At 72.9% G+C, this 22,544-nt stretch carries 16 protein-coding genes; 9 read left to right on the top strand and 7 right to left on the bottom strand.

What is annotated here, in order from left to right; all coding sequences use genetic code 11:
- Positions 1–20: 20 nt before the first annotated feature.
- Entirely contained in the window at positions 21–1,271 is a 1,251-nt protein-coding gene (locus ACIP8Z_RS02295) for an RCCLKC-tail radical SAM protein (RefSeq protein ID WP_402077630.1), read from the bottom strand.
- Positions 1,272–2,139: 868 nt separating this feature from the next.
- Between ACIP8Z_RS02295 and ACIP8Z_RS02300 the strand changes: the two genes are divergently transcribed.
- The 3 genes from ACIP8Z_RS02300 to ACIP8Z_RS02310 are packed head-to-tail and all read left to right on the top strand — an operon-like array spanning position 2,140 to position 5,608.
- Positions 2,140–3,051 (top strand): phosphate ABC transporter substrate-binding protein, encoded by a 912-nt coding sequence (locus tag ACIP8Z_RS02300; RefSeq protein ID WP_402077633.1) that lies wholly within the window; start codon positions 2,140–2,142, stop codon positions 3,049–3,051.
- 2 nt (positions 3,052–3,053) lie between these two features.
- A complete protein-coding gene (gene pstC / locus ACIP8Z_RS02305) occupies positions 3,054–4,886 on the top strand; it encodes a phosphate ABC transporter permease subunit PstC (RefSeq protein WP_402077636.1) in 1,833 nt (610 codons plus the stop codon).
- Positions 4,874–5,608 (top strand): ATP-binding cassette domain-containing protein, encoded by a 735-nt coding sequence (locus tag ACIP8Z_RS02310; protein ID WP_402077639.1) that lies wholly within the window; start codon positions 4,874–4,876, stop codon positions 5,606–5,608. Before pstC ends, ACIP8Z_RS02310 begins: the two co-directional genes overlap by 13 nt.
- Positions 5,609–5,887: 279 nt before the next feature.
- On the opposite strand, the gene ACIP8Z_RS02315 is transcribed toward ACIP8Z_RS02310, so the two are convergent.
- Complete coding sequence (locus ACIP8Z_RS02315; RefSeq protein ID WP_402077641.1) at positions 5,888–7,078, bottom strand: acyl-CoA dehydrogenase family protein; 1,191 nt, start codon at positions 7,076–7,078, stop codon at positions 5,888–5,890.
- Positions 7,079–7,297: 219 nt separating this feature from the next.
- Entirely contained in the window at positions 7,298–7,498 is a 201-nt protein-coding gene (locus tag ACIP8Z_RS02320; RefSeq protein ID WP_402077644.1) for a hypothetical protein, read from the bottom strand.
- A gap of 317 nt (positions 7,499–7,815) precedes the next feature.
- Between ACIP8Z_RS02320 and ACIP8Z_RS02325 the strand changes: the two genes are divergently transcribed.
- Positions 7,816–8,079: a hypothetical protein gene (locus ACIP8Z_RS02325; protein ID WP_402077645.1), complete on the top strand. Its 264-nt coding sequence runs from the start codon at positions 7,816–7,818 to the stop codon at positions 8,077–8,079.
- Between the two features lie 64 nt (positions 8,080–8,143).
- Here ACIP8Z_RS02325 and ACIP8Z_RS02330 read toward each other — a convergent pair whose 3' ends face one another.
- Positions 8,144–11,497 (bottom strand): AfsR/SARP family transcriptional regulator, encoded by a 3,354-nt coding sequence (locus ACIP8Z_RS02330; protein ID WP_402077647.1) that lies wholly within the window; start codon positions 11,495–11,497, stop codon positions 8,144–8,146.
- A gap of 140 nt (positions 11,498–11,637) precedes the next feature.
- On the opposite strand from ACIP8Z_RS02330, the gene ACIP8Z_RS02335 reads away from it, so the two are divergent.
- Together ACIP8Z_RS02335 and ACIP8Z_RS02340 are read left to right on the top strand one after the other, a co-directional pair.
- Positions 11,638–13,719, top strand: coding sequence for a SpoIIE family protein phosphatase (locus tag ACIP8Z_RS02335; protein WP_402077649.1), 2,082 nt, complete (start codon positions 11,638–11,640; stop codon positions 13,717–13,719).
- 101 nt (positions 13,720–13,820) lie between these two features.
- Positions 13,821–14,846, top strand: coding sequence for a PHP domain-containing protein (locus ACIP8Z_RS02340; protein ID WP_402077652.1), 1,026 nt, complete (start codon positions 13,821–13,823; stop codon positions 14,844–14,846).
- A gap of 68 nt (positions 14,847–14,914) precedes the next feature.
- On the opposite strand, the gene ACIP8Z_RS02345 is transcribed toward ACIP8Z_RS02340, so the two are convergent.
- On the bottom strand, positions 14,915–16,312 hold the full coding sequence (locus tag ACIP8Z_RS02345) for an NADP-dependent succinic semialdehyde dehydrogenase (RefSeq protein ID WP_402077655.1): 1,398 nt from the start codon (positions 16,310–16,312) through the stop codon (positions 14,915–14,917).
- A gap of 239 nt (positions 16,313–16,551) precedes the next feature.
- Positions 16,552–17,292: a ThuA domain-containing protein gene (locus ACIP8Z_RS02350; protein ID WP_402077657.1), complete on the bottom strand. Its 741-nt coding sequence runs from the start codon at positions 17,290–17,292 to the stop codon at positions 16,552–16,554.
- A 123-nt stretch (positions 17,293–17,415) separates the two neighbouring features.
- On the opposite strand from ACIP8Z_RS02350, the gene ACIP8Z_RS02355 reads away from it, so the two are divergent.
- Both ACIP8Z_RS02355 and ACIP8Z_RS02360 read left to right on the top strand, forming a co-directional pair.
- Entirely contained in the window at positions 17,416–18,255 is an 840-nt protein-coding gene (locus ACIP8Z_RS02355; RefSeq protein ID WP_402077660.1) for a DUF3626 domain-containing protein, read from the top strand.
- Positions 18,256–18,400: 145 nt separating this feature from the next.
- Positions 18,401–19,207 (top strand): class II aldolase/adducin family protein, encoded by an 807-nt coding sequence (locus ACIP8Z_RS02360; RefSeq protein WP_402077662.1) that lies wholly within the window; start codon positions 18,401–18,403, stop codon positions 19,205–19,207.
- On the opposite strand, the gene ACIP8Z_RS02365 is transcribed toward ACIP8Z_RS02360, so the two are convergent.
- A complete protein-coding gene (locus ACIP8Z_RS02365; RefSeq protein WP_402077664.1) occupies positions 19,171–19,914 on the bottom strand; it encodes a TetR/AcrR family transcriptional regulator in 744 nt (247 codons plus the stop codon). The two genes, ACIP8Z_RS02360 and ACIP8Z_RS02365, sit on opposite strands and share 37 nt — an antisense overlap.
- A 102-nt stretch (positions 19,915–20,016) precedes the next feature.
- Between ACIP8Z_RS02365 and ACIP8Z_RS02370 the strand changes: the two genes are divergently transcribed.
- Entirely contained in the window at positions 20,017–22,542 is a 2,526-nt protein-coding gene (locus tag ACIP8Z_RS02370) for an FHA domain-containing protein (protein ID WP_402077667.1), read from the top strand.
- The last annotated feature ends 2 nt before the right edge of the window (positions 22,543–22,544 follow it).

Below are 22,544 nucleotides of genomic sequence, written 5' to 3' on the forward strand. Positions count from 1 at the left end.
TTTTCTTGTGAGCGGGTGGGTCAGCACTTCACGCAGCAGCGGATCTTGCCCGCGTCCTCGGCGTCGGTGCGGCGCTCCTGCCAGAGCTCCTCGACGCGCTTGTCGGGGTGGGTCCACTCCACCCAGAAGCCGCGGTCGACGGTGGCGATGTCCTCCATCCAGGGCGAGGAGAGCAGCGGGGAGCCCTTGAACAGCAGCAGTCGGGTCTGCAGGGCCGTGGGGTCGGTGACGCGGGCGAGGCCCGTCTCGACCAGCCAGTCCTCGAAGCCGAGGAGCTCCTCGTACTCGATCCACGGGGTGAACGGGATGAACGTCGGGTAGAGCTCGAAGCCGATCCGCTCGGCCTCGTCGACCGCCTCGCGCATGTGGTCGACATCGATGTGCTTGTCGAAGATGCGCAGGATGCGGTTGGAGGGGAACTCGAGTGCGCAGGTGACGCGGCGCAGCCCGAGCGAGACGAGCTTCTCCAGTTCCTTGGTGTAGTCGAGGACGTGGTCGACCCGGGTGGTGAACTCGAACGTGATGGGGCCGATGGCCTCGACGAGTCGCTCGACCACACCGATGCCGATGGTGCGGGAGTTGAAGAACTCGGCGTCGATGAAGCAGAAGTGCCGGACGCCCTCCTCCGCCAGCTGCAGTGCGTCGGCCAGGACGCTGTCGGCGTCGTAGGCGGCGACACCGCCGTCGTACGCGCCGTAGACGGAGCAGTAGGTGCACTTGTGGTGGCAGCCGCGGGACGCCTCGATGTTGCCCATCAGGCCGAACGGCGAGTGGTGCGCCGGGTAGTGCACGAGGGAGGGAAAGAGGTCCCGGGCGGGCTTGGTGACCGAGATGCGCCGGCGCGGGGGCTTGGGCCGCATGCCCGTGCGGGTCATCAGGGCGGGCACCGCGTCGAGGGCGATGGTGCCGGCGGCGAGCCGGGCCAGCTCCTCGCTGATGAGTTCGGGCTCCTCCATGATGATGCCGTCGGCGACCTCGAGGAACTCCCGGTGGTTCATCTGCGCGTACTGGCCGAAGGTCACGACCGTGGTGCCGTACGCCTCCGAGACCCTGCGCGCCAGGGCGATTCCCCGCTCAAGACCCTCGAACTGCTGGACCGAGACGAGTGTGAGGTCGAAGGGGCCTTCCGGAATGGCGTCGGGAAGCAGGTGCGCGTCCCAGCCGACGACGTCGGCGCCGTGCTGCTGTAGAGCGGCGGCCGCACACGCGGACGTCAAGGGCTGGAGCTCCGCTTCGAACGCGGAGGCAACCAGAACACGGGGACTACTCACACTTCCCCCCAGGGAGTGATCAAGGAGCGTGACGGATCGAGTTGGGGCCGGGTCAGAGCCCAGGTCGGTAACGACGCTGTCGACCGACGGCCGGAACCCTGCCAGCGTTGAGCGATGTATGTCAATAGATCGATGAATGACTGAAAGACCGTCTCCCCGACCCCCCGTTGCCCCAGAGCACCGCTGCCCCGATTCGCCCTCGTCTGTAGCTGGTTGCGAAGAGAGGTCACGCGCTTGAATCCGTTTGTTCACACAGCTTGAAGCTGCGTGGAGCAAGGGTGTCGACCAGCGACCCACACGCCTTCGGAATTCGTGGCCGACCTCCGGCAGCTCACCCGCCGCCCCGGCGTGTGACTCAAATTCAATCGCCGATCATCGATGATTTCGCCCATCAAGATCTCGCCAGGGCGACTCCGAGGCGGTAGCGTTCGCCCACGGCATCGCGGTCCGCACCCGGGGTCAGCGGGTGAACCGGTACCGGTGCCTCGATGCTTCAGGCCCTGTCAATGGGGAGTGGGCCGCGCACCATCGTTCAGGGCACAAGCGCCCTACGGCAGCCCAACGGTCCTGAGCGAGTTCAACGGAGAACGCGGTAGGGATCGCGAGGACATCCCGCTGCGTGTCACCGGCAGCCCTCACCCGCACCCTCGGTGTCCACCACGCCGCGCTCGCGAAACGCCTGCAGGCTCGCCAGGTGTCCGCGCGCCTCGTCCACGCGGCGGGGTTGCCATCGGCGGTCACGGCTGCGCCCCTCCTACGTCCCGATCCCAGACCTGCTTGCCACATGGGGCCCTGGCCGCGGCGATCCGTCGACGGCTCTCCCCGACTTCCACCCCTTCCTCACCGCAAAGGCACCGCCATGTCTTTCATGTCCACCGAAATCCGCAGTAGAGCATCGCGTCTCACCGGACGGCGTGTCCGCCAGAGCGCCTCTGCCGCCTCCGCCGCTCTCCTCCTCTCCGCCGCCCTGACCGGCTGCGCCGGCTCCGCGAAGGCCGACTCGGACGCCATCCAGGCCAGCGGCTCCACCACCGTCGCCCCGGTCGCCTCCGACGCCGCCGAGGCACTGAAGGCCAAGGGCCTGAACATCACCGTCGCCACTCAGGGCGGCTCCGCCGGCGGCATCTCCCAGCTCGGGACCGGCCAGATCAACATCGCCCTCAGCTCCAAGCCCTTGTCCGACAAGGACCACAAGGCCTACCCCGACACGGACTTCGTCACCACGCAGATCGGCGCGGACGCCGTCGGCGTCATCATCACCAGGGAAGTGGCCGACGGCGGGGTCAAGGGCCTGTCCAAGGCGCAGGTGGCGGGCCTGTTCGAGGGGAAGATCACCAACTGGAAGGAGGTCGGCGGCCCCGACCTCCAGGTCTTCGTGTACGACAAGGAGCCCGGCCGCGGCACCCGTGAGGTGCTCGACAAGTTCATCTACGGCAAGGACGAGCCGCCGGCCCCGCCCAAGTCCGCGAACTACGCGATCGTCGGCGGCAACCTGGAGACCCGCAACAAGCTGAAGTCCACCCGCGGTTCCGTGGCCCCGCTGTCGACCGGCTTCATCGACGGTCACCCCGAACTGGTCGCCGTGCCTCTGGAGGGCGTCGCCCCCACCCTGGCGAACGTGGCGTCCGGCAAGTACCCGATGACCCGTCCGCTGTACATGATCACCAACGGCAAGCCGAAGGGGACCGTCAAGCAGTACATCGACTACATCCTCTCGCCCGAGGGCCAGAAGCTGCTGCCCAAGCACGGCTACCTCACGCGCGAGCAGATGGGCCTCTGACCATGGGCCTCACTCTGGAGCGCCCCGCCCAGGCGCCCGGACCCACCCTGTCGCGGCCCTCCTCCGGGAGCGGCCGCGGCAGCCGGGCGAGATGGGTCTGGGGTTGGGCGTACAGCGGCATCCTGTCCGTGCTGCTCACCCTCACGGTCCTGCTCGGCTACCTGGTCACGGGCATCGCGAGCGGTACCGTCGACTGGGCGGCCCTGTTCACCTCGTCCACCTGGAATCCAGGGACCCTCGCCTTCGGCGGCCTGGCCATGATCTACGGCTCGGCGGCCGTATGCGTCCTGGCACTGGTGCTCGCCGTGCCGACCGGCTGGGCGGCGGCCGTCGCCCTGTCCGAGTACCTGCCGCCCCGTCTCGCCAAGCCGCTGCGCCTGAGCATCGAACTCCTGGCAGCGGTTCCCTCCATCGTCTACGGCCTGATCGGCATCATGGTGATCCGGCCGTTCGTGGCGGACCTCGGCGACGTACCGGGCGGCGACAGCCTCCTGGCCGCCGGCATCGTCCTCGCCGTGATGATCATGCCGACGATCGTGGCGGTCAGCGTGGACGCACTGGCCGCCGTACCCGGCCGGTACCGGGAGGCGGCGTACTCCCTCGGCCTGACCCGCCGCGAGGTCGTCCGATCCGCCGTCCTGCCCCAGGCCCGGTCGGGCATGCGCGCCGGCGTCCTCCTCGGCCTGGCCCGGGCACTGGGTGAGGCCATCGCGGTCTTCATGGTCATCGGCCGCGCCGACGGACGGCTGCCGGAATCGCTGGGGGACATCTTCTCCTCCCTCGTACGCCCCGGTCAGACGCTCACCACCAAGCTGGCAGGCCCCGAGCCGATGCTGGCAGGCACCTCCGGCCCGTACTTCGCGGCACTGTGCGGACTGGGCGTCATCCTGCTGGCCCTGGTCGCCGTCGCCACCGTATGGGGCACCCGCGGCTCCACGGGACGGACCACGCGCGCCCCGCGTGCCCGTCGGTCCTCCGCGTGGCTGCGCACTCCGAAGGACCGGGTCACCACCGTCATCCGTATCGGGGCCCTGCTGCTGCCGGGGGCCCTGCTCGTCGGCATGCTCGGCATCCTGCTGTCCCGCGGCGGCGCGGCACTCAATCCGGTCTTCTGGTTCTCACCTTCCGAGGGCGCGGCAGGTGGCGGCATACGCGACCAGATCCTCGGTACGCTCCTGCTCCTCGCGACGACGGCGCTGATCGCACTTCCGCTCGGCTACGGAGCGGGCATCGTGATCGGTACGCGTGCCTCCGCGAAGACCGCCCGCGTCCTGGAGACCCTGACCGTGGCGATCGGCGGGACGCCGACCATCCTGCTGGGCCTCGCGGGGTACGTCCTCTTCTGCACGGCCATGGGCTGGGGCCGTTCCTGGCTGGCCGGCGCCGTGGTCCTGGTGCCCGTGGTGGTGCCGGTGGTCGCCCTCACCACCGCGGGCCGGATCCGGAGCATGCCGGCGGAGATCACCGAGGCCGCGTTCGCCCTGGGCCTCACCAGCTCCCAGTACGTCCGCTCCGTGGTCATCCCCTACACCTGGCCGGCCACGCTCACCGGCCTGCTGCTCGGCCTGGCCCGCGCGGCGGGCGAGACGGCCCCCTTGATCTTCACCGCCACGGTGTTCTTCGGGGCGCCCGCCCTCCCGACCGGCGTCGTCAACGCTCCGGTCCAGGCCCTGCCCACACACATCTTCACCCTGTCGCAGGACTCGGGCGCCCCCGAGGCGATCGCCCAGGCATGGGGCAGCGCCCTCGTCCTGGTCCTGATCACCGCGGGCCTGCTCAGCCTGGCGGTCCTCCTGCGCAACCGCTTCGAAGGAGCACGACGATGGACGACGTGACAACGGGTGCCACGACCACGGACAAGAGGGTCGACGGGACCGTCATCGCGGTCCGCGACCTGCAGATCCTCGACGGCACCAAGCGCCTGGTCGGACCAGTGACGTTCGAGCTGGCCGCCGGATCCACCACCGGCCTGTGCGGCCCGTCGGGCGCCGGCAAGTCCACCGTGCTCCGCGCTCTGGTCGACCTGCTGCCGCACGGGCTCCGCCGTCAGGGCGAGGTGGAGGTCCTCGGGCGTCCGGTCCGTCACGGCAAGGGGGACGCCGATCTGCGCAGCACAGTCGTCCTGGTGCCGCAGACCCCCGTGGTCTTCGGCGGCAGCATCCTGGACAACGCCCTGTTCGGCCTCCGTCACCTGGTGAGGGCGTCCCGCACGGAGATGCACGACCGCGTCGAGCAGGCGCTGCGCGAGGCGGGCCTGTGGAGCGAGGTCTCCGACCGGCTGGACACGCCGGCCCAGACGCTGTCCAACGGGCAGCGCCAACGGCTCTGTCTGGCCCGGGCCTTGGCCCTCGAACCGGCGGCCCTCCTCCTCGACGAGCCGACGAGCGCCCTGGACGAGCGGAGCCGCGACACGGTCGAGGAGTCCGTGGCGGCTCTGCGGGGCAACCGGACGGCCCTGCTCGTCTCGCACGACCCCGCACAGGTGGAACGGCTCTGCGACCGGACGGTCCGCATCGACCTGGCGAACACCTGCGAGCCTTCCGCAACGGCCGTCTGAGGGCTTGTACGCCCCGCCGCGTCAGATGGAACCTGGGCCCGCCGTAGCGACGCAACCGCGGCGGCGGGCACAGAAACATGATCAGGATGTCGGCGGCTGCACCGGCCGGCCCGTACGGAATGTGGGGATCAGACCAGGGGTTCGCTGTGGTCCGGCCGCCGACAGGCGGGGCGGGCGCCCGGGGCACCGATGGGAAGGTGGATGTGCCGAGCGCTCACGGGCGCCTGGGGCGTCGCTGGGCGAGTGGGGCTGCCGACTGGAAAGCCTCGTCACATGTCGCTACCGGCGGACGCGGGGCATGCCCAGGCCGATCCAGGAGATGATCTCGCGCTGGATCTCGTTGTTGCCGCCGCCGAAGGTGAAGATGACGGCGGAGCGGTAGCCGCGTTCCAGTTCGCCGTGGAGGACCGCGCCCGCCGAGCCCTCCTTGAGGGCCCCCGCCGCGCCGACGACCTCCATGAGGGCCGCGTAGGCGTCGCGGCGGGCCTCGGAGCCGTAGACCTTCACGGCGGAGGCGTCCTGGGGGGTGAGGGTGCCGTTCTGGACGGCGTTCACCATCTGCCAGTTGAGGAGCTTCATCGCGTCGAGCCGGGCGTGGGTGCGGGCCAGGGTGCGGCGGACCCAGGGCAGGTCGATGACGCGCCGGCCGTCGGTGAGGGGGGTGCCGGCGGCCCAGTGCTGGACGTCGTGGAGCGCGCGGATCGCCATCGTGCCGTGGGCGGCGAGGGTGACGCGCTCGTGGTTGAGCTGGTTGGTGATGAGGCGCCAGCCCTTGTTCTCGTCGCCGACCCGGCGGGACGCGGGGACCTTGATGTTGTCGTAGTAGCTGGCCGTGGTGTCGTGCGAGGCGAGGGTGTTGATGATCGTGCAGGAGTAGCCGGGGTCGCTCGTCGGGACGAGCAGCATGGTGATGCCCTTGTGCGGTGGCGCGTCCGGGTCGGTGCGCACCGCGAGCCAGACCCAGTCGGCGGTGTCGCCGTTCGTGGTCCAGATCTTCTGCCCGTTCACCGTGTACGTACCGGTGGTCTCGTCCCCCTCACGGACCGCGCGGGTCTTCAGGGCGGCGAGGTCGGTGCCCGCGTCGGGCTCGCTGTAGCCGATGGCGAAGTCGATCTCGCCGGAGAGGATCCGCGGCAGGAAGTACGCCTTCTGTTCGTCGGTGCCGAAGCGCATGATCGTCGGTCCGACGGTGTTCAGCGCCATCAGCGGCAGGGGCACGCCCGCCTGCGCGGCCTCGTCGAAGAAGATGAACTGCTCCATCGGGGTCAGCCCCCGCCCGCCGCACTCGGTCGGCCAGCCGACCCCGAGCCAGCCGTCGGTGCCGAGCCGGCGCACGGTCTCCCGGTAGAAGCGCTTCTGCGCCACCGGGTCCGCGTAGCGGGTGTGGACGTCCTCGGGGACCAGCTCGGCGAAGTACGCACGCAGCTCGGCGCGCAGGCTGTTCTGAGCGGGCGTGTATTCGAGGTGCATGGGGCGGGCCTCCCGTGGCGGCTGTCCTGCGGCGGCGGTCCTGCGGGGTCCTCGGCGTCACCCGGGCGGTGCGACGCGCGACGGCGGCCACGGTAGAACGTGTTCCACAAATGCGGAAGCCTCGGAACGGCTCCGGACGGCCCTCGGCCCCGGTTCGCAGCTGCCGAACCGGGACCGAGGGGGCTGTCGAGGGGTACTGCGGGTCAAGGCCGGAGCGGCCTACGGCAGCAGCTCGTCCATGGAGGCGCGACCCTTCTCCGCCATACGGCGTTCCGCCCAGGCGAGGGTCTTCGGAGTCACGTCACGGCCGGAGGCGAGGACCAGGTCCTCGGCCGTGAAATCGCCCTCCGACCCGGAATGCAACAGCCGGTCGGGCGTCGGGAAGTCCCCCAGGGACGTCTTGTCGGGCTCAGCGTTCATGCCGCCTCCTACGTGTTCGTCCGGCACTCGCCATTCTCGTGTCCGGTCACCGCGTCCGCATCCGGGAGCGGCGGAGACCGGCGCCTCCCGGCCTCCGCGCCGCCTCCCGGCCTCGCTCCCTCCCGGCCTCCGCCCTCCGGCTTCCGCGCTTCCCCGTGCGGCCGCCGTCCGTCACCTCACCCCCCGCACCCGGCATGTCACCCTCGGCGGCCCCTCGCGGAGGCCCGGGAGCGTCTGGCGGCCGGCCGAGCGGACGGGGACGTGTGGGGCACGGGCGCCCGGAAGGAAGCTCGAACAGTTGACCTACGATGCGGCTGGTGAACCCCCGCCCTCGTGCCCGGATCCTGCCCGTCGTCCGCGTCCTCGCCCTCGTCGTGTTCGGGTGGTACGCCACCCGGTCCGTCCGTCCTCCTGACTGCGAGGTCACCTTCTCCGCGTTCACCGGCAGTGACGGACAGCCCCTCCCCGAGAACGGCGAGCCGGTGACCTGGGACGAGTTGAGCGAACGCGCCTACCAGGACCTGGTCGCCTCCGGACGCTGCGAGCCGCCCTCGGCCCGCTGGCGCCACTGGATCGGCTGACCGCGTCCGGGCGACGCCCGGAGGCGGCCAGGAGGCCGGGGTTTCCCGCGGGTTCCGGACGCGGTCAGGAGGCCGGGGCCGCCCCGGGGTTCCTGACGAGCTCCGCGGCCGTACGCGCCGCGAGCCCCGTCCCCTCCTCGTAGCGGCGGGTGTACGCCTCCGCGGGGAGCGCCGCGCGGAGGGTCTCCTCGGCTCGCCCTCTGATCAGCGCCTCCGTCTCGGGGGTGAAGGGCCGGAAGCCGCCGTCCGTGCCGGAGCCGGCGTGGGCGTCGTACGCGCCGAGGAGCCGCGCCCCGGTATCGGCGTCGCCCGGCGCGCCCCGCCCGCCGAGCGCCCACGCGGCGGTCGCGAACTGGGTGACGAGCAGGTACGGGGCGACCAGGTGGGCGAGCGTCTCCACCTCGGCGACGGCGTGCGCCAGCCGTTCCACGGCCCGGTCGTAGGCGCCGTCGAGGCAGTCGAGCCAGGCCCACGCCCCTCCGGCGAGCCCCCAGAAGAGGCCCGGGGTCACGTCTCCGAACTCGCTCTCCAGGCGGGTGAGCTGAGCCCGGGCGAGACCGGTGCGCCCGGTGTGGCCGTAGTGCTGGGTGAGCAGCAGCCGTGCGGAGCCGGCGACCTCGGCGCCCCACTCTCCCGCCGCGTCGGCGGCTTCGGCCAGGAGCCGTTCGTCCGCCGGGTCCCCGTCCGGGTGGAGCCGGAGCCGTACGGCCGCGAGGCGCGCGGTGTAGAGGGGCACCTGGGAGCGCGCGCCGACGCGGGCGGCGGCGTCCGCGGCCCGCTCGAAGTCGTCGGCGGCCTCGACGAGCCGGCCCGCGCGGTCGTAGGCCTCGCCCCGGGCGGCGAGCGATTCGGCGATGCCCCAGGAGTCCCCTGCGGTCTCGAAGAGGGCGAGTGCCTCGGCCGCGTCGCGGGGTCCGAGGACGACGAGCTTGGCCCGTACGAGGAGGGCGAAGCCCAGGTCCCAGCCGGGGGCGTGGTCGCGGCAGGCGTCGACGATCGCCGTCACGGTCTCGTCGAGGCCGGTGAACTCTCCGGTCATGAGGCGGGCGAAGTACCACATCATCGCCGGCTGGCGGCAGGTCTGCGGAAGGCCGGGGCGGTACGCGGAGACCAGCGCGGCGAGCCTGGCGCGGGTGTCGGGGTGCTCGAACGAGGTGGCGCCGCGGCCGCCCTGGGTCGCGAGCACATAGAGCCGCCCGCCGCGCCGGGCCTCGGCGAGCCGCTCGCCGTGCCACGGCGGCGGGACGTCCGTGCACCGGCCGTCGAGCGGCCCGGCCGGGCGGACGGGCTCCTGGAACGGGTCGGGGCCGAGCCGGCCGGCCTCCACGGCCCAGGTGCGGGCGTCGACCTGGTGGTGGCGCAGTTGCCAGAACCAGCCGAGGGAGTGGACGAGGCAGAGCACCTCCTGCTCCTCGCCGAGAGCGACGGCCGTCCGCAGGGCCCCGCGCAGGTTGTCGTGCTCGCGCTCCAGGAGGGCGATGGCGGCGACCTGTCCGGAGCCGCGGAGTTCGGGGTCGGTGGTACGGGCGAGTTCCCGGTAGTACGTGAGATGGCGCCGCTCGGTCGCGGCCCGCTCCCCGGACTCGTCGAGCCGCTCCCCCGCGTACTCCGCCACCGTCTCGAGCAGCCGGAACCGCATCCCCTCGCCGTCCCGGCCGGGGCCCGCCACCACCAGCGACTTGTCGACCAGGGCGCCCAGCAGGTCCAGCACGTCCGGGGTCCCGCCGTCCGCGCACACCGCCTCCGCGGCCGCCAGATCCGCACCCCCCGTGAACACCGCGAGCCGCCGCAGCACCGCCCGCTCCGACTCCTCAAGGAGGTCCCACGACCAGTCGACCACCGCCCGCAACGTCTGCTGCCGCGGCAGCACCGTCCGCGCCCCCGACGTCAGCAACCGGAACCGGTCGTCCAGCCGCTCCGCGATCTGACGCACCGACAGCAACCGCAACCGCGCCGCCGCCAGCTCGATCGCCAACGGCAGACCGTCGAGACGGCGGCACACCTCCTCCGCCGCCCCCGGGTCCTCCGCCACCGCGAACCCCGGACGCGCCGCCGCACCCCGCTCCCCGAGCAGCCGCAGCGCCATACCCCTCGGCAGCGGACCCAACGGCCGCACCATCTCCCCCGGCACCCCCAACGGCTCCCGGCTCGTCGCGAGCACGGTGACGCCGGGGCAGCGGGTGAGCAGCACGTGCGCGAGCTCCGCCGCCGCGGCGACCAGGTGCTCGCAGTTGTCGAGGACGAGCAGCATCCGCCGCCCGGCGCAGTGTTCGACGAGCTCGGCGAAGGGGTCCTCGGGGTCCGTCGCGGCGACCGCCGCGCGGTGCCAGACATGCGTCTCGCGCGCGCCCACCGCGCTCAGGACGGCCGCGACGACCGTGGACTCCTCGCGTACGGAGGCGAGTTCGGCGAGGTGGACCGGGCCGTCCTTGTACGACTCGGCCGCCTCCAGGGCGAGCCGTGTCTTGCCGACGCCACCCGGCCCGGTGAGGGTGACGAGCCGCCGGGCGCCCCACTCGGCGGCGAGCGCGCCCAGGTCGTCGTCCCGGCCGATGAACGAGGTCAGCCGGGCGGGAGGACGGCCCGCCCGCTCCCTCCCCTCCGGCGCGTCCGGCGAAGGAGCGGCGGAGGCACGCACGGCCGACGAGGACGCGGACGCGGGCGCCGTGTCCGTCAGGAGTTCGGCGTGCAGCGCGCGCAGTTCGGGTCCCGGGTCCGTGCCCAGCCGCTCCGCGAGGCCCGCGCGGACCTCCTCGTACACGGTCAGCGCCTCGGCGGGCCGCCCGGCCGCCCGCAGGGCACGCATCCGCAGGGCCTGCAGGGGTTCGTCGAGCGGCTCTCCGGCCGCCAGGGCTGCGAGCGGTGCCAGGACCTCCGTGGCCCGTCCCAGGGCCAGGCCGGCGGCGAGCCGGTCGCGTCGCGCCTGTGTGTGCCGTTGTTCGACCCGTACGACCAGGGGGTCGGTGTCCCGGCCGGGCAGATCCGCGAGGGCGGGCCCCCGCCAGAGCCCGAGGGCCTCGTCGAGGAGGGCGGCGGCCCGGGCCGGGGCCCCCGCGCCGAGCGCGGCGGAGCCTTCGGCGGCGAGCCGTTCGAAGCGGTGGAGGTCGACGGCGTCCGGGGCCGCGGCCAGCCGGTAGCCGCCACCGGGCGCGGAGACGACGGCCTCCCGGCCCACGGCCCGGCGCAGACGCCCCACGAGGGCCTGGAGCGCCGCCGTACGGTCCTGGTCCGGGTCCTCGGCCCGGTCGGCGTCGCCCCACACCTGTGCGATCAGAGCGCGCGTGCCCACCGCCCGCCCGCCGGCCGCCGCGAGGGCGGTGAGCAGGGCGCGGAGCCTGGCACCGCCCAGGACGGCCTCCGTCCCGTCGTCGGTACGGAAGGCCTGGCACGGACCGAGAACACGGTAGGGCGGCTGCACCGGCCCATTCTGCCCCGCCGCGCGCCGGGGCCCGCCGGCATTTTCGCGCGGCGCCGCCCGACCGGCCCGCCGGGGCGAACTCGCGCCACGCCGTGTCATCGCCATGGCGTCGAAGGGGCGCTGGTTCGACAATGGGGAGGATGACCGATGAAGACCGGCGTACGCGCAATGGCGAGATCGGGCCCGCCGAGTGGCTCGCCATGAACCGGACCGGCAGCTTCGACTGGGATCTCGACACGCGCACCATCGATGTCGACGCGTCCGGGCTGCTGGTCTTCGGGGTGGCTCCGGACGCCTTCGACGGCCGCCCGGTGTCGCTGATCGCCCGCCTCGACCCCGTGGAGCGGACCAGGCTGGAGGCCGTCGTACGGGAGGCGGTCACCAGCGGCGAGCTGTCGTACGCCGCGCACTTCCCCATCCCGCAGGCCGACGGACCACCCCACTGGACGCATGTGCAGGCGCGGATCCTGCGCTCGCCCGACGGGCGGGCGCGGCGGATCGTCGGGGTCGTGCGGGACACGACCGCCGAGGTCACGCGCTTCGCGTTCGTCCAGGAGCTGGAGAAGCGGCGCGAGGTCCAGACGAACATCGTCGAGCGGACGACGGCCGCGCTCTCGCGCGCGGTGACCGTGGACGACGTGACGGCCGCCCTGACCGGCCCCGGCGGGCTCGCCCGGCTCGGCGCGGACGGGCTGGCCCTCGGCCTCGTCGAGAACGGCTCGCTCAACATCATCGCGCTCAGCGGCGAAACCCTCGACGCGCTCGACGACTTCCGGGTCCGGCGGCTCGACCGGGGCATGCCGCTCGCCGAGGCGGTGCTCAGCGGGCGGCCCCGGTTCGTCTCCTCGTTCCCTTCGCTCGGGCGGGACTTCCCCGAGCTGGCCCCCTACCTGGCACGGCTGGACTTCCGGGCGGCCTGCTATCTGCCGCTGGTGGCCCAGGCGCGGTCGCTCGGCGGGATGGCCCTGTTCTACCGGGGCCGTACCTCGTTCAACGCCGACGAGCGCAACCTGGCCCTCGGCCTCGCGGCGATCGTCGCGCAGTCCCTCCAGCGGGCGATCCTCTTCGACGAGGAGCGGGAGCTCGCGACCGGGCTCCAGGCGACGATGCTGCCGCGCCGGATCCCGCGGATCACCGGCGGCGAGATCGCCGTGCGGTACCACGCGGCCTGGAGCGGACGGCAGGTCGGCGGCGACTGGTACGACGTGATCCCGCTGCCCCGCGGGCGGGTCGGGATCGTCGTGGGCGACGTCCAGGGACACGACACCCACGCCGCCGCCATCATGGGGCAGCTGCGCATCGCCCTGCGCGCGTACGCCGGTGAGGGCCACGCCCCTTCGACGGTGCTGGCCCGCGCCTCCCGGTTTCTGGCCGAGCTGGACACCAACCGCTTCGCCACCTGCACGTACGCCCAGGTGGACCTGGGCAGCGGCACGCTGCGGGCGGTACGGGCCGGGCATCTGGGGCCGCTGATCCGGCACACCGACGGCCGGGTCGGGCAGCCCAAGCTGCGGGGCGGGCTGCCGCTGGGGCTCGCGACCGTGTTCGGCGACGAGGAGTTCCCGGAGACGCGGCTCGACCTCGTCCCCGGGGAGACCCTGGTGCTGTGCACGGACGGGCTCGTCGAGCAGCCCGGGTCGGACATCGAGACCGGTCTCGCGGCGCTGTCGGAGGCGATCAGCAGCGGCCCGCCGCAGGCGGAGGCGCTCGCCGACCACCTCTCCGAGCGGCTGTGGGAGCGCTGGGGCTCGGGCGACGACGTGGCCCTCCTGGTGCTGCGGCGCAGCCCGGACCCGGGCACGCCCCGCGCGCCGCGCATCCACCAGTACATCCACCAGGCCGATCCGCAGGGCCTGTCGGACGCGCGCGCGGCCGTGGGGCAGGCGCTGCGCGACTGGGGCATGGGGGAACTGGCCGACGACGCCGAGCTGTTGACGGGCGAGCTGCTCGTCAACGTCCTGCTGCACACCGAGGGCGGTGCGGTGCTGACCCTGGAGGTGCTGCCCGAACCGGTGCGGCGGGTACGGCTGTCGGTGCAGGACCGGTCGAGCGCCTGGCCCCGGCGGCGTACCCCCGGCGAGGCCGCGACCTCGGGGCGCGGACTGATGCTGCTCGACGCGCTGGCGTCGCGGTGGGGTGTCGAGCCGCGCGGCGAGGGCAAGGCCGTGTGGTGCGAGATCGGTCCGGTGGAGGTGCCGGCGGACGCCGTGAACGGCGCCTGAGGAAGGCCGGGGAAGCACCCGGAGGGCCCGAGGAGGGCCTGAGGAGGGCCTGAGGAGGGCCTGAAGTACGGGCCCGGCCCGAGAGAGCGAGGAGCGACGTCATGGATCCTGTGGCCGCCCTGAACCGGATCGCGTTCCTCCTTGAGCGCGCCCAGGCCCCGGGATACCGGGCACGGGCCTTCCGTACGGCCGCCGCGGCGGTCGCCGCCCTGCCGGAGGGCGAGGCGGCCGAGCGGGCGGCGGCGGGCACCCTGGAGTCCCTGAAGGGCCTCGGGCCGAAGACGGCGGCCGTGGTGCGCGAGGCAGTGGACGGGCGGGTCCCGGAGTATCTGGCGCGGCTCGAGGCGGAGCTCGAGGAGTCCCTGCGGACCGCCGGACCGACGGGCGGGGGCGAGGCGTTGCGGGCGGCGCTGCGCGGCGACTGCCATCTCCACTCGGACTGGTCCGACGGCGGCGCCACGATCGAGGACATGGGCCGTGCGGCGGCGGCTCTCGGCCACGAGTGGGCCGTGCTCACCGACCACTCGCCCCGGCTCACGGTGGCGCGGGGCCTGTCGGCCGAGCGGCTCCTGGAACAACTGGACGTGGTGGCGCGGCTGAACGAGGAGTGGGCGCCGTTCCGCCTGCTCACCGGGATCGAGTGCGACATCCTGGAGGACGGTTCGCTCGACCAGGAACCCGAGCTGCTCGACCGCCTCGACCTGGTGGTCGGTTCGGCCCACTCCAAGCTCCGCATGGACGGGAAGGCGATGACCCGCCGGCTCGAACGGGCCGTGCGCAACCCGCTGATGGACGTGCTCGGGCACTGCACGGGCCGTCTCGTGGCGGGCGGACGGCTGCGGCCGGAGTCGGAGTTCGACGCGGAACGGGTCTTCGCCGCCTGCACCGAGTCCGGGACGGCGGTCGAGATCAACAGCCGCCCGGAACGACTCGATCCGCCGCGGCGGCTGCTGCGGCTCGCGGTGGCGGCGGGCACGTACTTCGCGGTGGACACGGACGCGCACGCGCCGGGCCAGCTGGCGTGGCAGATCCTCGGCTGCGCGCGGGCGGAGGAGTGCGGAGTGCCGGAGGACCGGGTGATCAACACGTGGCCGGCGGAACGGTTGACGGAGTGGACGCGGGCCTGAGGGCTGACCAGCGCGAGCCGACCGTCCCCGGCGGTCCTGCGGTCGCGGGTGAGCCGGTGGACGGGCGGTCAGGCGCGCTGCCAGACCGTCGTCGCGTTGCAGAACTCGCGGATGCCGTGCCCGGAGAGTTCACGGCCGTACCCGGAGCGCTTGATCCCGCCGAAGGGGAGGGCGGGGTGCGAGGCCGTCATGCCGTTGACGAACACGCCCCCGGCCTCCAGGTCGCGCACGAAGAAGGCGACGTCCTCCGCGGAGCGGGTCCAGACGTTGGAGCTGAGCCCGAACGGGGAGTCGTTGGCGACGGTCACGGCCTCCTCGATGTCACGGACGGGATACACGGTGGCGACCGGACCGAAGGCCTCCTCCTGGTGGATCCGCATCTCGGGAGTGATGCCGGCGAGGACGGTGGGCCGGTAGTACCAGCCGTTCGCGAGCGCCGGCTCCTGCGGCCGGTGGCCGCCGCACAGGGCGGTGGCGCCCCGCCGTACGGCGTCGTCGACGAGCGCCTCCAGGTCGGTGCGGCCCTGCTCGGTGGCGAGGGGGCCGACGTCGGTGGACTCGTCGAGCGGGTCGCCCACGGTGAGGGCGTTCATGGCGGCGGTGAAACGCTCGGAGAAGTCGTCGTACACGTCCTGGTGGACGATGAACCGCTTGGCGGCGATGCAGGACTGGCCGTTGTTCTGCACGCGTGCGGTGACGGCCGTCTTCACGGCCCCGACGATGTCGGCCGAGGGCATGACGATGAACGGGTCGCTGCCGCCGAGTTCCAGGACGGTCTTCTTGACCTCGTCGCCCGCGACGGAGGCGACGGCCCTGCCCGCGGGTTCGCTGCCGGTGAGGGTGGCGGCGACGACCCTGGGGTCCCGCAGCACGCGCTCGACGTCGCGGGAGCCGATGAGCAGGGTCTGGAAACAGCCCTCGGGGAATCCGGCGCGACGGAAGAGGTCACCCAGGTAGAGCGCGGTCTGCGGCACGTTGGAGGCGTGCTTGAGGAGGCCGGTGTTGCCCGCCATGAGCGCGGGCGCGGCGAAGCGGATCACCTGCCAGAGCGGGAAGTTCCACGGCATGACGGCGAGGATCGGACCGAGGGGCCGGTAGTGGACGCGGGCGACGTCGGCGCCGGAGCCCTGGACGTCGCTCTCCGCCGGGTGCTCGTCGGCGAGCAGTTCCTCGGCGTTGCGGGCGTACCAGCGCATCGCCTTGGCGCATTTGCCTGCCTCCGCGCGGGCGGCGGCGATGGGCTTGCCCATCTCGGTGGTCATGGTGTGCGCGATGTCGTCGGTGTCCTCGTCGAGGAGACCGGCGGCGGCGCGCAGCAGGCGGCCCCGTTCGGCGAAGGAGGTGGTGCGGTACTGGCGGTACGCCTCGTGAGCGGCGGCGATCCGCCGCTCGACCTCCTCGGGCCGGTGGGCCTCGTAGACGCGCAGCGTCTCGCCGGTCGCGGGGTTCACGGTGGCGATGCCCATGACGGTTCTCCTCCTGACATCGGCCCCCGTCTGCACGCTTCCGCTAAGCGGGGCTCGGCGCAACAGGGGCGGCGCGGTGGGGTGACCCGAAAACGGCGGCGACCTCGGGAAACGCGACCGACGGCCGGTTTCCGGGCGGTGAGCGCCTGCGGCCGGTTCCAGGCCGTGGGCGCCGGCGGCCGGTTCCAGGCCGTGAGCGCCCGCGGCCGGTTCCAGGCGGTGGGCGCCGGCGGCCGGTTCTAGGCGGTGAGCCAGGTCAGGGCGCCGGAGAGGTGGGCGCGGAAGACGGGGTCGCGGTACGTCTCCGAGGCGTGGCCGAGCGCGGTGAAGAACACCCGACCGCCGTCGATCTCCCGGCACCAGACCAGGGGGTGGTCGTCACCGTGGGTGCCGCCCCGGTACGAGGTCTCGTCGGCCCGGGCGAGGATCCGTACGCCGGACTTCGCAGGGTCCACCGGCTCCTCGCCGCCCCCGGACTCCGCGCTGTCACCGGGCTCCGCGGCACCCCCGGGCCTCCCGCCGCCCCGCGGGTCGGACGTGAAGTTGTACCACTCGTCGGTCCAGGCCCAGCGCGCCGGCAGCGGGGCCGTCGCGGGGTGGTCGTGGTCGTCGACGAGGACGATGCCGGGCTGTATCTCGGGGTGGCCGTCGAAGCGGGTGCCGAGCAGCTCGCCGTAGAAGGGCCAGTCGGGCTCGGCGTTGGCGGCCGCGTGGACGGCGAGAAGGGCGCCGCCGCACCTGAGGTACGCCTCCAGGGCGGCGCGCCCCTCCGGCGTCAGGACGTTCCCGGTCGTGGACAGCAGGACGACGACGGCGCACTCGGCGAGCCGCCCGGGCGTGAACACCTCCGGGTCCTCGGTCACCTCGGCCTTCCGCCCGAGCTCGTGCGCCAGCTCCGTGAGCGCGGCGGCCCCGTCGGGGATCGAGTCGTGGCGGTAGCCCGTGGTGCGGGTGTAGATCAGGACGTCCGAGGTGGGCACGCGGGGACTCCAGGGGACGAGGGCGGCGGACGAGCGACGGGGGCAAGCGCTTTCTGTACGAGGTCGACCGTAGCCACCGAAAACCGCGGGCCGCAACCCTCGGCCCTCCGTCACACTGCCCCGATGACTCGGATCCACGCCGCGGCGCACCTCCACGCACACCCGCACGCACGGCGCGCCCTCGCCCATGTGGCGGCCCGTTCCACCGGCGAGGCGATCGACCCCGCCCTGCGGGTCACCCTCAACTTCCACCCGCACTTCCTCGGCCGGCTGGCCGAGGAGGGGGTCTACCGCTCCCAGTTCGTCACCGGCACCAGCAACGGCGGTCTCACCGCCCACCCCGGCGGCGACCGCTGGCGCTGGGAGAGCCGCATCTTCGGCGGAACGTACGACGAGGCCCCGGCGGACGCGCGCCCGGTCTACGGCGCCCTCGACTTCCGCCGCCGACCGTTCGGCGCCGCACCCCGCTTCGGCTCCGCCCATCTGCGGCTGACGGCCGCGGCCGTGGACCGGGCGACCTTCTGCTATCCGGACAGTTTCCTGGAGCCCGCCGACTTCGGCGTCGCCGACCGGATGGGCCTGATCGCGCTCGCCGAGGACGCCGACAAGGACCTGCTCGACGACTACATCGAGGCGCAGATCCACGGTCCGGTGCGGATCGCGCGCGATGTGGAGGCACTGGTCCTGGACCCGAGCCACCGGGGCACGGAGGTCGAGGCGGCGGCCCGGCGCCTGCCGTGCCCGGTGGAGTGGCACGACGGATTCCGCCTGTCCGTCGACGAACTGCGGCGGCATCCGGGATTCCGGGGGCAGGAGTACGTGGAGCTCGGCGCCCGGATCGCGGTCGACGGCCGACTCGATCCCCGGATCGTGCAGGAGGCGGCGGGTTCGGGGCGGTACGACCCGCAGGACGTGAAGAAGGTCTGGCACTGCCTGGCCCGCTTCGGCACGCCGGCCTCCTGACCGACCGGCCCTCTCCGCGAGGCGTTCCTCCGCGCATACCCGGATCCGTTGTCGCATCGGATACATCTCTGTATCTTTTGGCGCGCCGTTCCCCACCCCCCATCCACGCCCCACCCGTGCCCCACCCGCTCACCGAGGAGCCGTCATGAGCACCGTGCCGCCCGCGCTCGCCGCCGCCGTCGGGCCGTTGCCCGAAGGGGTCGTCCTTCCCCTGCCGCCCACCTTCGACTCCGTCGAGGAGGAGCGCCGGTACCGCAAGGAGCAACTCGCCGCCGGTTTCCGCATCTTCGGAAGGTTCGGTTTCTCCGAGGGGGTCGCCGGGCACATCACCGTCCGCGACCCCGGCGACCCGAACGCCTTCTGGGTGAACCCCTTCGGTATGAGCTTCGGCCAGATCAAGGCCTCCGACCTGATCTTGGTGGACCACGAGGGGACCGTACTGGAGGGGCGCAGGCCCGTGAACCGGGCCGCGTTCGTCATCCACTCGCGGGTCCACGCCGCCCGGCCCGACGCGATCGCCGCCGCGCACTCGCACTCCCTGCACGGCAAGGCCTTCTCCAGCCTCGGCATCCCGCTCGACCCGATCACCCAGGACGCCTGCGCCTTCTTCGAGGACCACGGGATCTACGACGACTACCGGGGCGTGGTCAACGAGACCGAGGAGGGCGAGCGGGTCGCCAAGGCCCTGGGCGACCACAAGGCGGTCATCCTCAAGAACCACGGGCTGTTGACCGTCGGGCAGTCCGTCGCCGAGGCCGTGTGGTGGTTCGTCACCATGGAGCGGTCCTGCCAGGCGCAGCTCCTCGCGATGGCGGCGGGCACGCCGCAGCACATCGACCGGGAGACGGCTCTGCTGACGCGCGGGCAGATCGGCGGGCATCTGGCCGGCTGGTTCCAGGCGCGCCCGCTGTGGGATCAGATCACGGCGTCGGACCCGGACCTCTTCGACTGACCTTCGTCGTCGGCGCCGTTGCCGAAGCCGGTGCCGGTGCCCGCGTCGGTGCCGGTGCCCACGGGGTCGGTGCCGGTGTCGGTGCCGCTGCGGGCGCCGGGGATCTCCCGCGTCGACGCCTCCAGGAGCGGGGCGAGGAACTGCCGCTCCAGGCTGCCCGGCGGCAGCTCCGCCGGCTCCACATAGCTCTGCGCGAGTCCGCCCTCGCGCAGGGCGATGAGGAGGCGCGCGAACCGGTCGGCGTCCACGGTCAGTTCGCGCCCGGCCCGGCGCAGGACGAGGGTGAGTCCGCGGGCGATCTCGGCCCGCAGCCGCGCGTCGTGGCGCGCGAGCACCCAGGCGGCCTGCGGGTCGCGGATGGCGTGCAGGGTGAACTCGGTGGTGACGAGGTACCAGTCGCGCTCGTCCGGTTCGACCCGGGCGGCGAGCTCCGCGAGCCGGGTCAGGGTGTACTCCTCGGCGGTCAGCGCGTCGATCGACTCGGCGAGCCGCCGTACGGTCCGGTCGCTGTGCTCGTCGAAGAGCGCGAGGAAGAGCTCTTCCTTGCTGGCGAAGTTCGAGTAGTACGCGCCCCGCGTGTATCCGGCGCGCTCACAGATCTGCTCGATCGTCGTGGCGTGGAAGCCGTGCTCGGCGAAGGTCTCCAGGGCGGCTCTCAGCAGCGCCGCGCGGGTACGGGGCCGCCGCCTGGTGACACCTTTCGGCACGGGCACGTCCTCCTTCGTCCTGGCCGCGTCCTGCGGCGGACGCCCACCCTACCGGCGGCCTCATCCCGGGCACGGATGACCACCGGCGGATAATATTCACGCATGGGAGAGCGACCCGTCGCGCCCGCGGCGCCCGAACTGGTCCTCGAGATCGACGGGGACGTGACCTGGATGAGTCCGAGCCGTGTCTATCGCATCGGGCGCGACCCCACCAGCGACATCGTGCTCGCGGACGCGCGCGCGTCCTGGCACCACGCGGTGCTCAGCGCCTCCACCGGCCACTGGACCCTCGCGGACGAGAACAGCACGAACGGCACCTTCACGGACGGCCTGCGGGTGGACGGGCCGCGGGAGGTGGGCCCCGGGACGGTCGTACGGTTCGGTCATCCGGAGGACGGACCGCGCGCGGTGCTGTCGTCGGGAGCGGCCCCGGCCACTCCCGAGGCACCGCCACCGCCACCGCCACCGGCACCGGCACCCGCGCCGACGCCGACACCCGCACCCTCGCCCGCCCAGACCCCGGCCCCGGCGGCCTCCCCCGTGGAGCCCACCCCCGCACCGCCCTCCCCCGTACCCGCCGACCCCGTCACCCCGCGGAACGCGCCGCCGCCCCGGCCCTCCTCCGTCTCGCATCCCGCAGCCACGGGTACGTTCCGGCAGCCGACGTCCGTACGGCCGTTGCCCGCCCACAGCATCCGGATCGGCCGTGCCCCCGACAACGACGTCGTCGTCCCCGATCTCGTCGTCTCCCGGCGCCACGCCGAGCTGCGCGCCCATCCCGACGGCACGTACTGGATCCATGACCTGGGCAGTCACAACGGCACCTACCTCAACGGCGCCCCCGTCGTCGACGCCCGTGTGACGCCGGACGACATCGTCGGTGTCGGTCACTGCGCGTTCTGTCTCATCGGCGGGCAGCTCGTCGAGTTCACCGACACCGGCGAGGTCTCCCTCGACGTCCAGTCGCTCGCCGTCACCGTCGACCACGGGCGCAAGACCCTCCTCGACGAGGTGTCGTTCCCCGTGGGCGAGAAGTGCCTGCTCGGGGTCGTCGGACCGTCCGGCGCCGGGAAGTCGACGCTCCTGGGCGCGCTCACCGGGCAGCGCCCCGCCGACCGGGGCACGGTGCTCTACGACGGCCGTGACCTGTACCGGGACTACGCCGAGCTGCGGCAGCGCATCGGGCTCGTCCCGCAGGACGACATCCTGCACCTCCAGCTGACCGTGCGCCGGGCCCTCGGGTACGCCGCCGAGCTGCGCTTCCCCGAGGACACCGAGCCGGACGAGCGGCGGGCCCGGGTGGACGAGGTGATCCAGGAGCTGGGGCTCGTGGAGCGCGCGCAGCAGCCGATCCACAGCCTCTCCGGCGGCCAGCGCAAGCGGGTGAGCGTCGCGCTCGAACTGCTCACCAAGCCGTCGCTGCTCTTCCTCGACGAGCCGACGTCCGGCCTCGACCCGGGCATGGACCGGTCCGTGATGCACATGCTGCGCGGGCTCGCGGACGACGGCCGTACGGTCGTCGTCGTCACGCACAGCGTGCTCAGCCTGGACGTATGCGACCGGCTGCTCGTCCTCGCGCCGGGCGGCCGGGTCGCCTACTACGGGCCGCCCGCCGACTCCCTCGGCTTCTTCGGCTTCGACGAGTGGCCGGAGGCCTTCGAGGCCTTCGAGAACGACCGGGACCGCGACTGGGCCGGCCTGTACCGGTCCTCCCGCTTCCACCGCCGCTATGTCGCCGACGCGACGGCCCGCCCGGACGTCCCCGTGCCGGGGGCCTCCGCGGTGGAGCGGGAGCCGGCCCCGCCGCCGAAGGCGCAGAGCTGGGGCTCCCAGCTGCGGACGCTCGTCCGCCGGTACGCCGCGGCGCTCTCCGCCGACCGCACGTTCCTGGCCATCATGATCGCGTTGCCGTTCGTGATGGGCGCGATGGCCCGGGCCCTGTCCGAGGGCGGTTTCAACCAGGAGTCGACGCTGAACGTCCTGCTCATCCTCTGTGTGGGCGGCGTCCTCACCGGCGCGGCGAACGCCGTCCGTGAACTGGTCAAGGAACGCACGATCTACCGGCGCGAGAGAGCCGTCGGCCTGTCCCGCTCGGCGTACCTCGCCTCCAAGGTGGTCGTCCTCGGTGTGATCACGGTCGTCCAGGCGGTCGTCCTGACCCTGGTGGCCCTGATCGGCGTCCCGCTGAACGTGCCCGGCGGCAAGGGTGTCCTGATGCCGCCGCTCGTGGAGATCACCCTCGCCGTCGCGCTGCTCTCGTTCACGGCGATGATGCTCGGTCTGCTCGTCTCCGCCCTGGTCCGCAAGGAGGAGGTGACGATGCCGCTGCTCGTCCTCCTCGCGATCGTGCAGGTGGTGTTCTGCGGGGCGCTCCTGACCGTACGGGGGACGCCCGTCCTCGAACAGCTGGCGTGGCTGGTGCCGTCGCGGTGGGCGTTCGCGGCGATGGGCGCCACGGTCGACATCGGGACGGTCTCGCCGAGCGACAAGACGGCGGATCCGCTGATGGACCACACGGCGACGGCCTGGCTGTTCGACATGGGCATGATGGTGGTGCTCTGTCTCGTCATCGGTCTGGCCGTGGCGCGGCTGCTGCGCCGCCACGAGCCGGTCGTCATGCGGAGGTAGGC

It is taken from the genome of Streptomyces sp. NPDC088553, assembly GCF_044752965.1.
Taxonomy (GTDB): Bacteria; Actinomycetota; Actinomycetes; order Streptomycetales; family Streptomycetaceae; genus Streptomyces.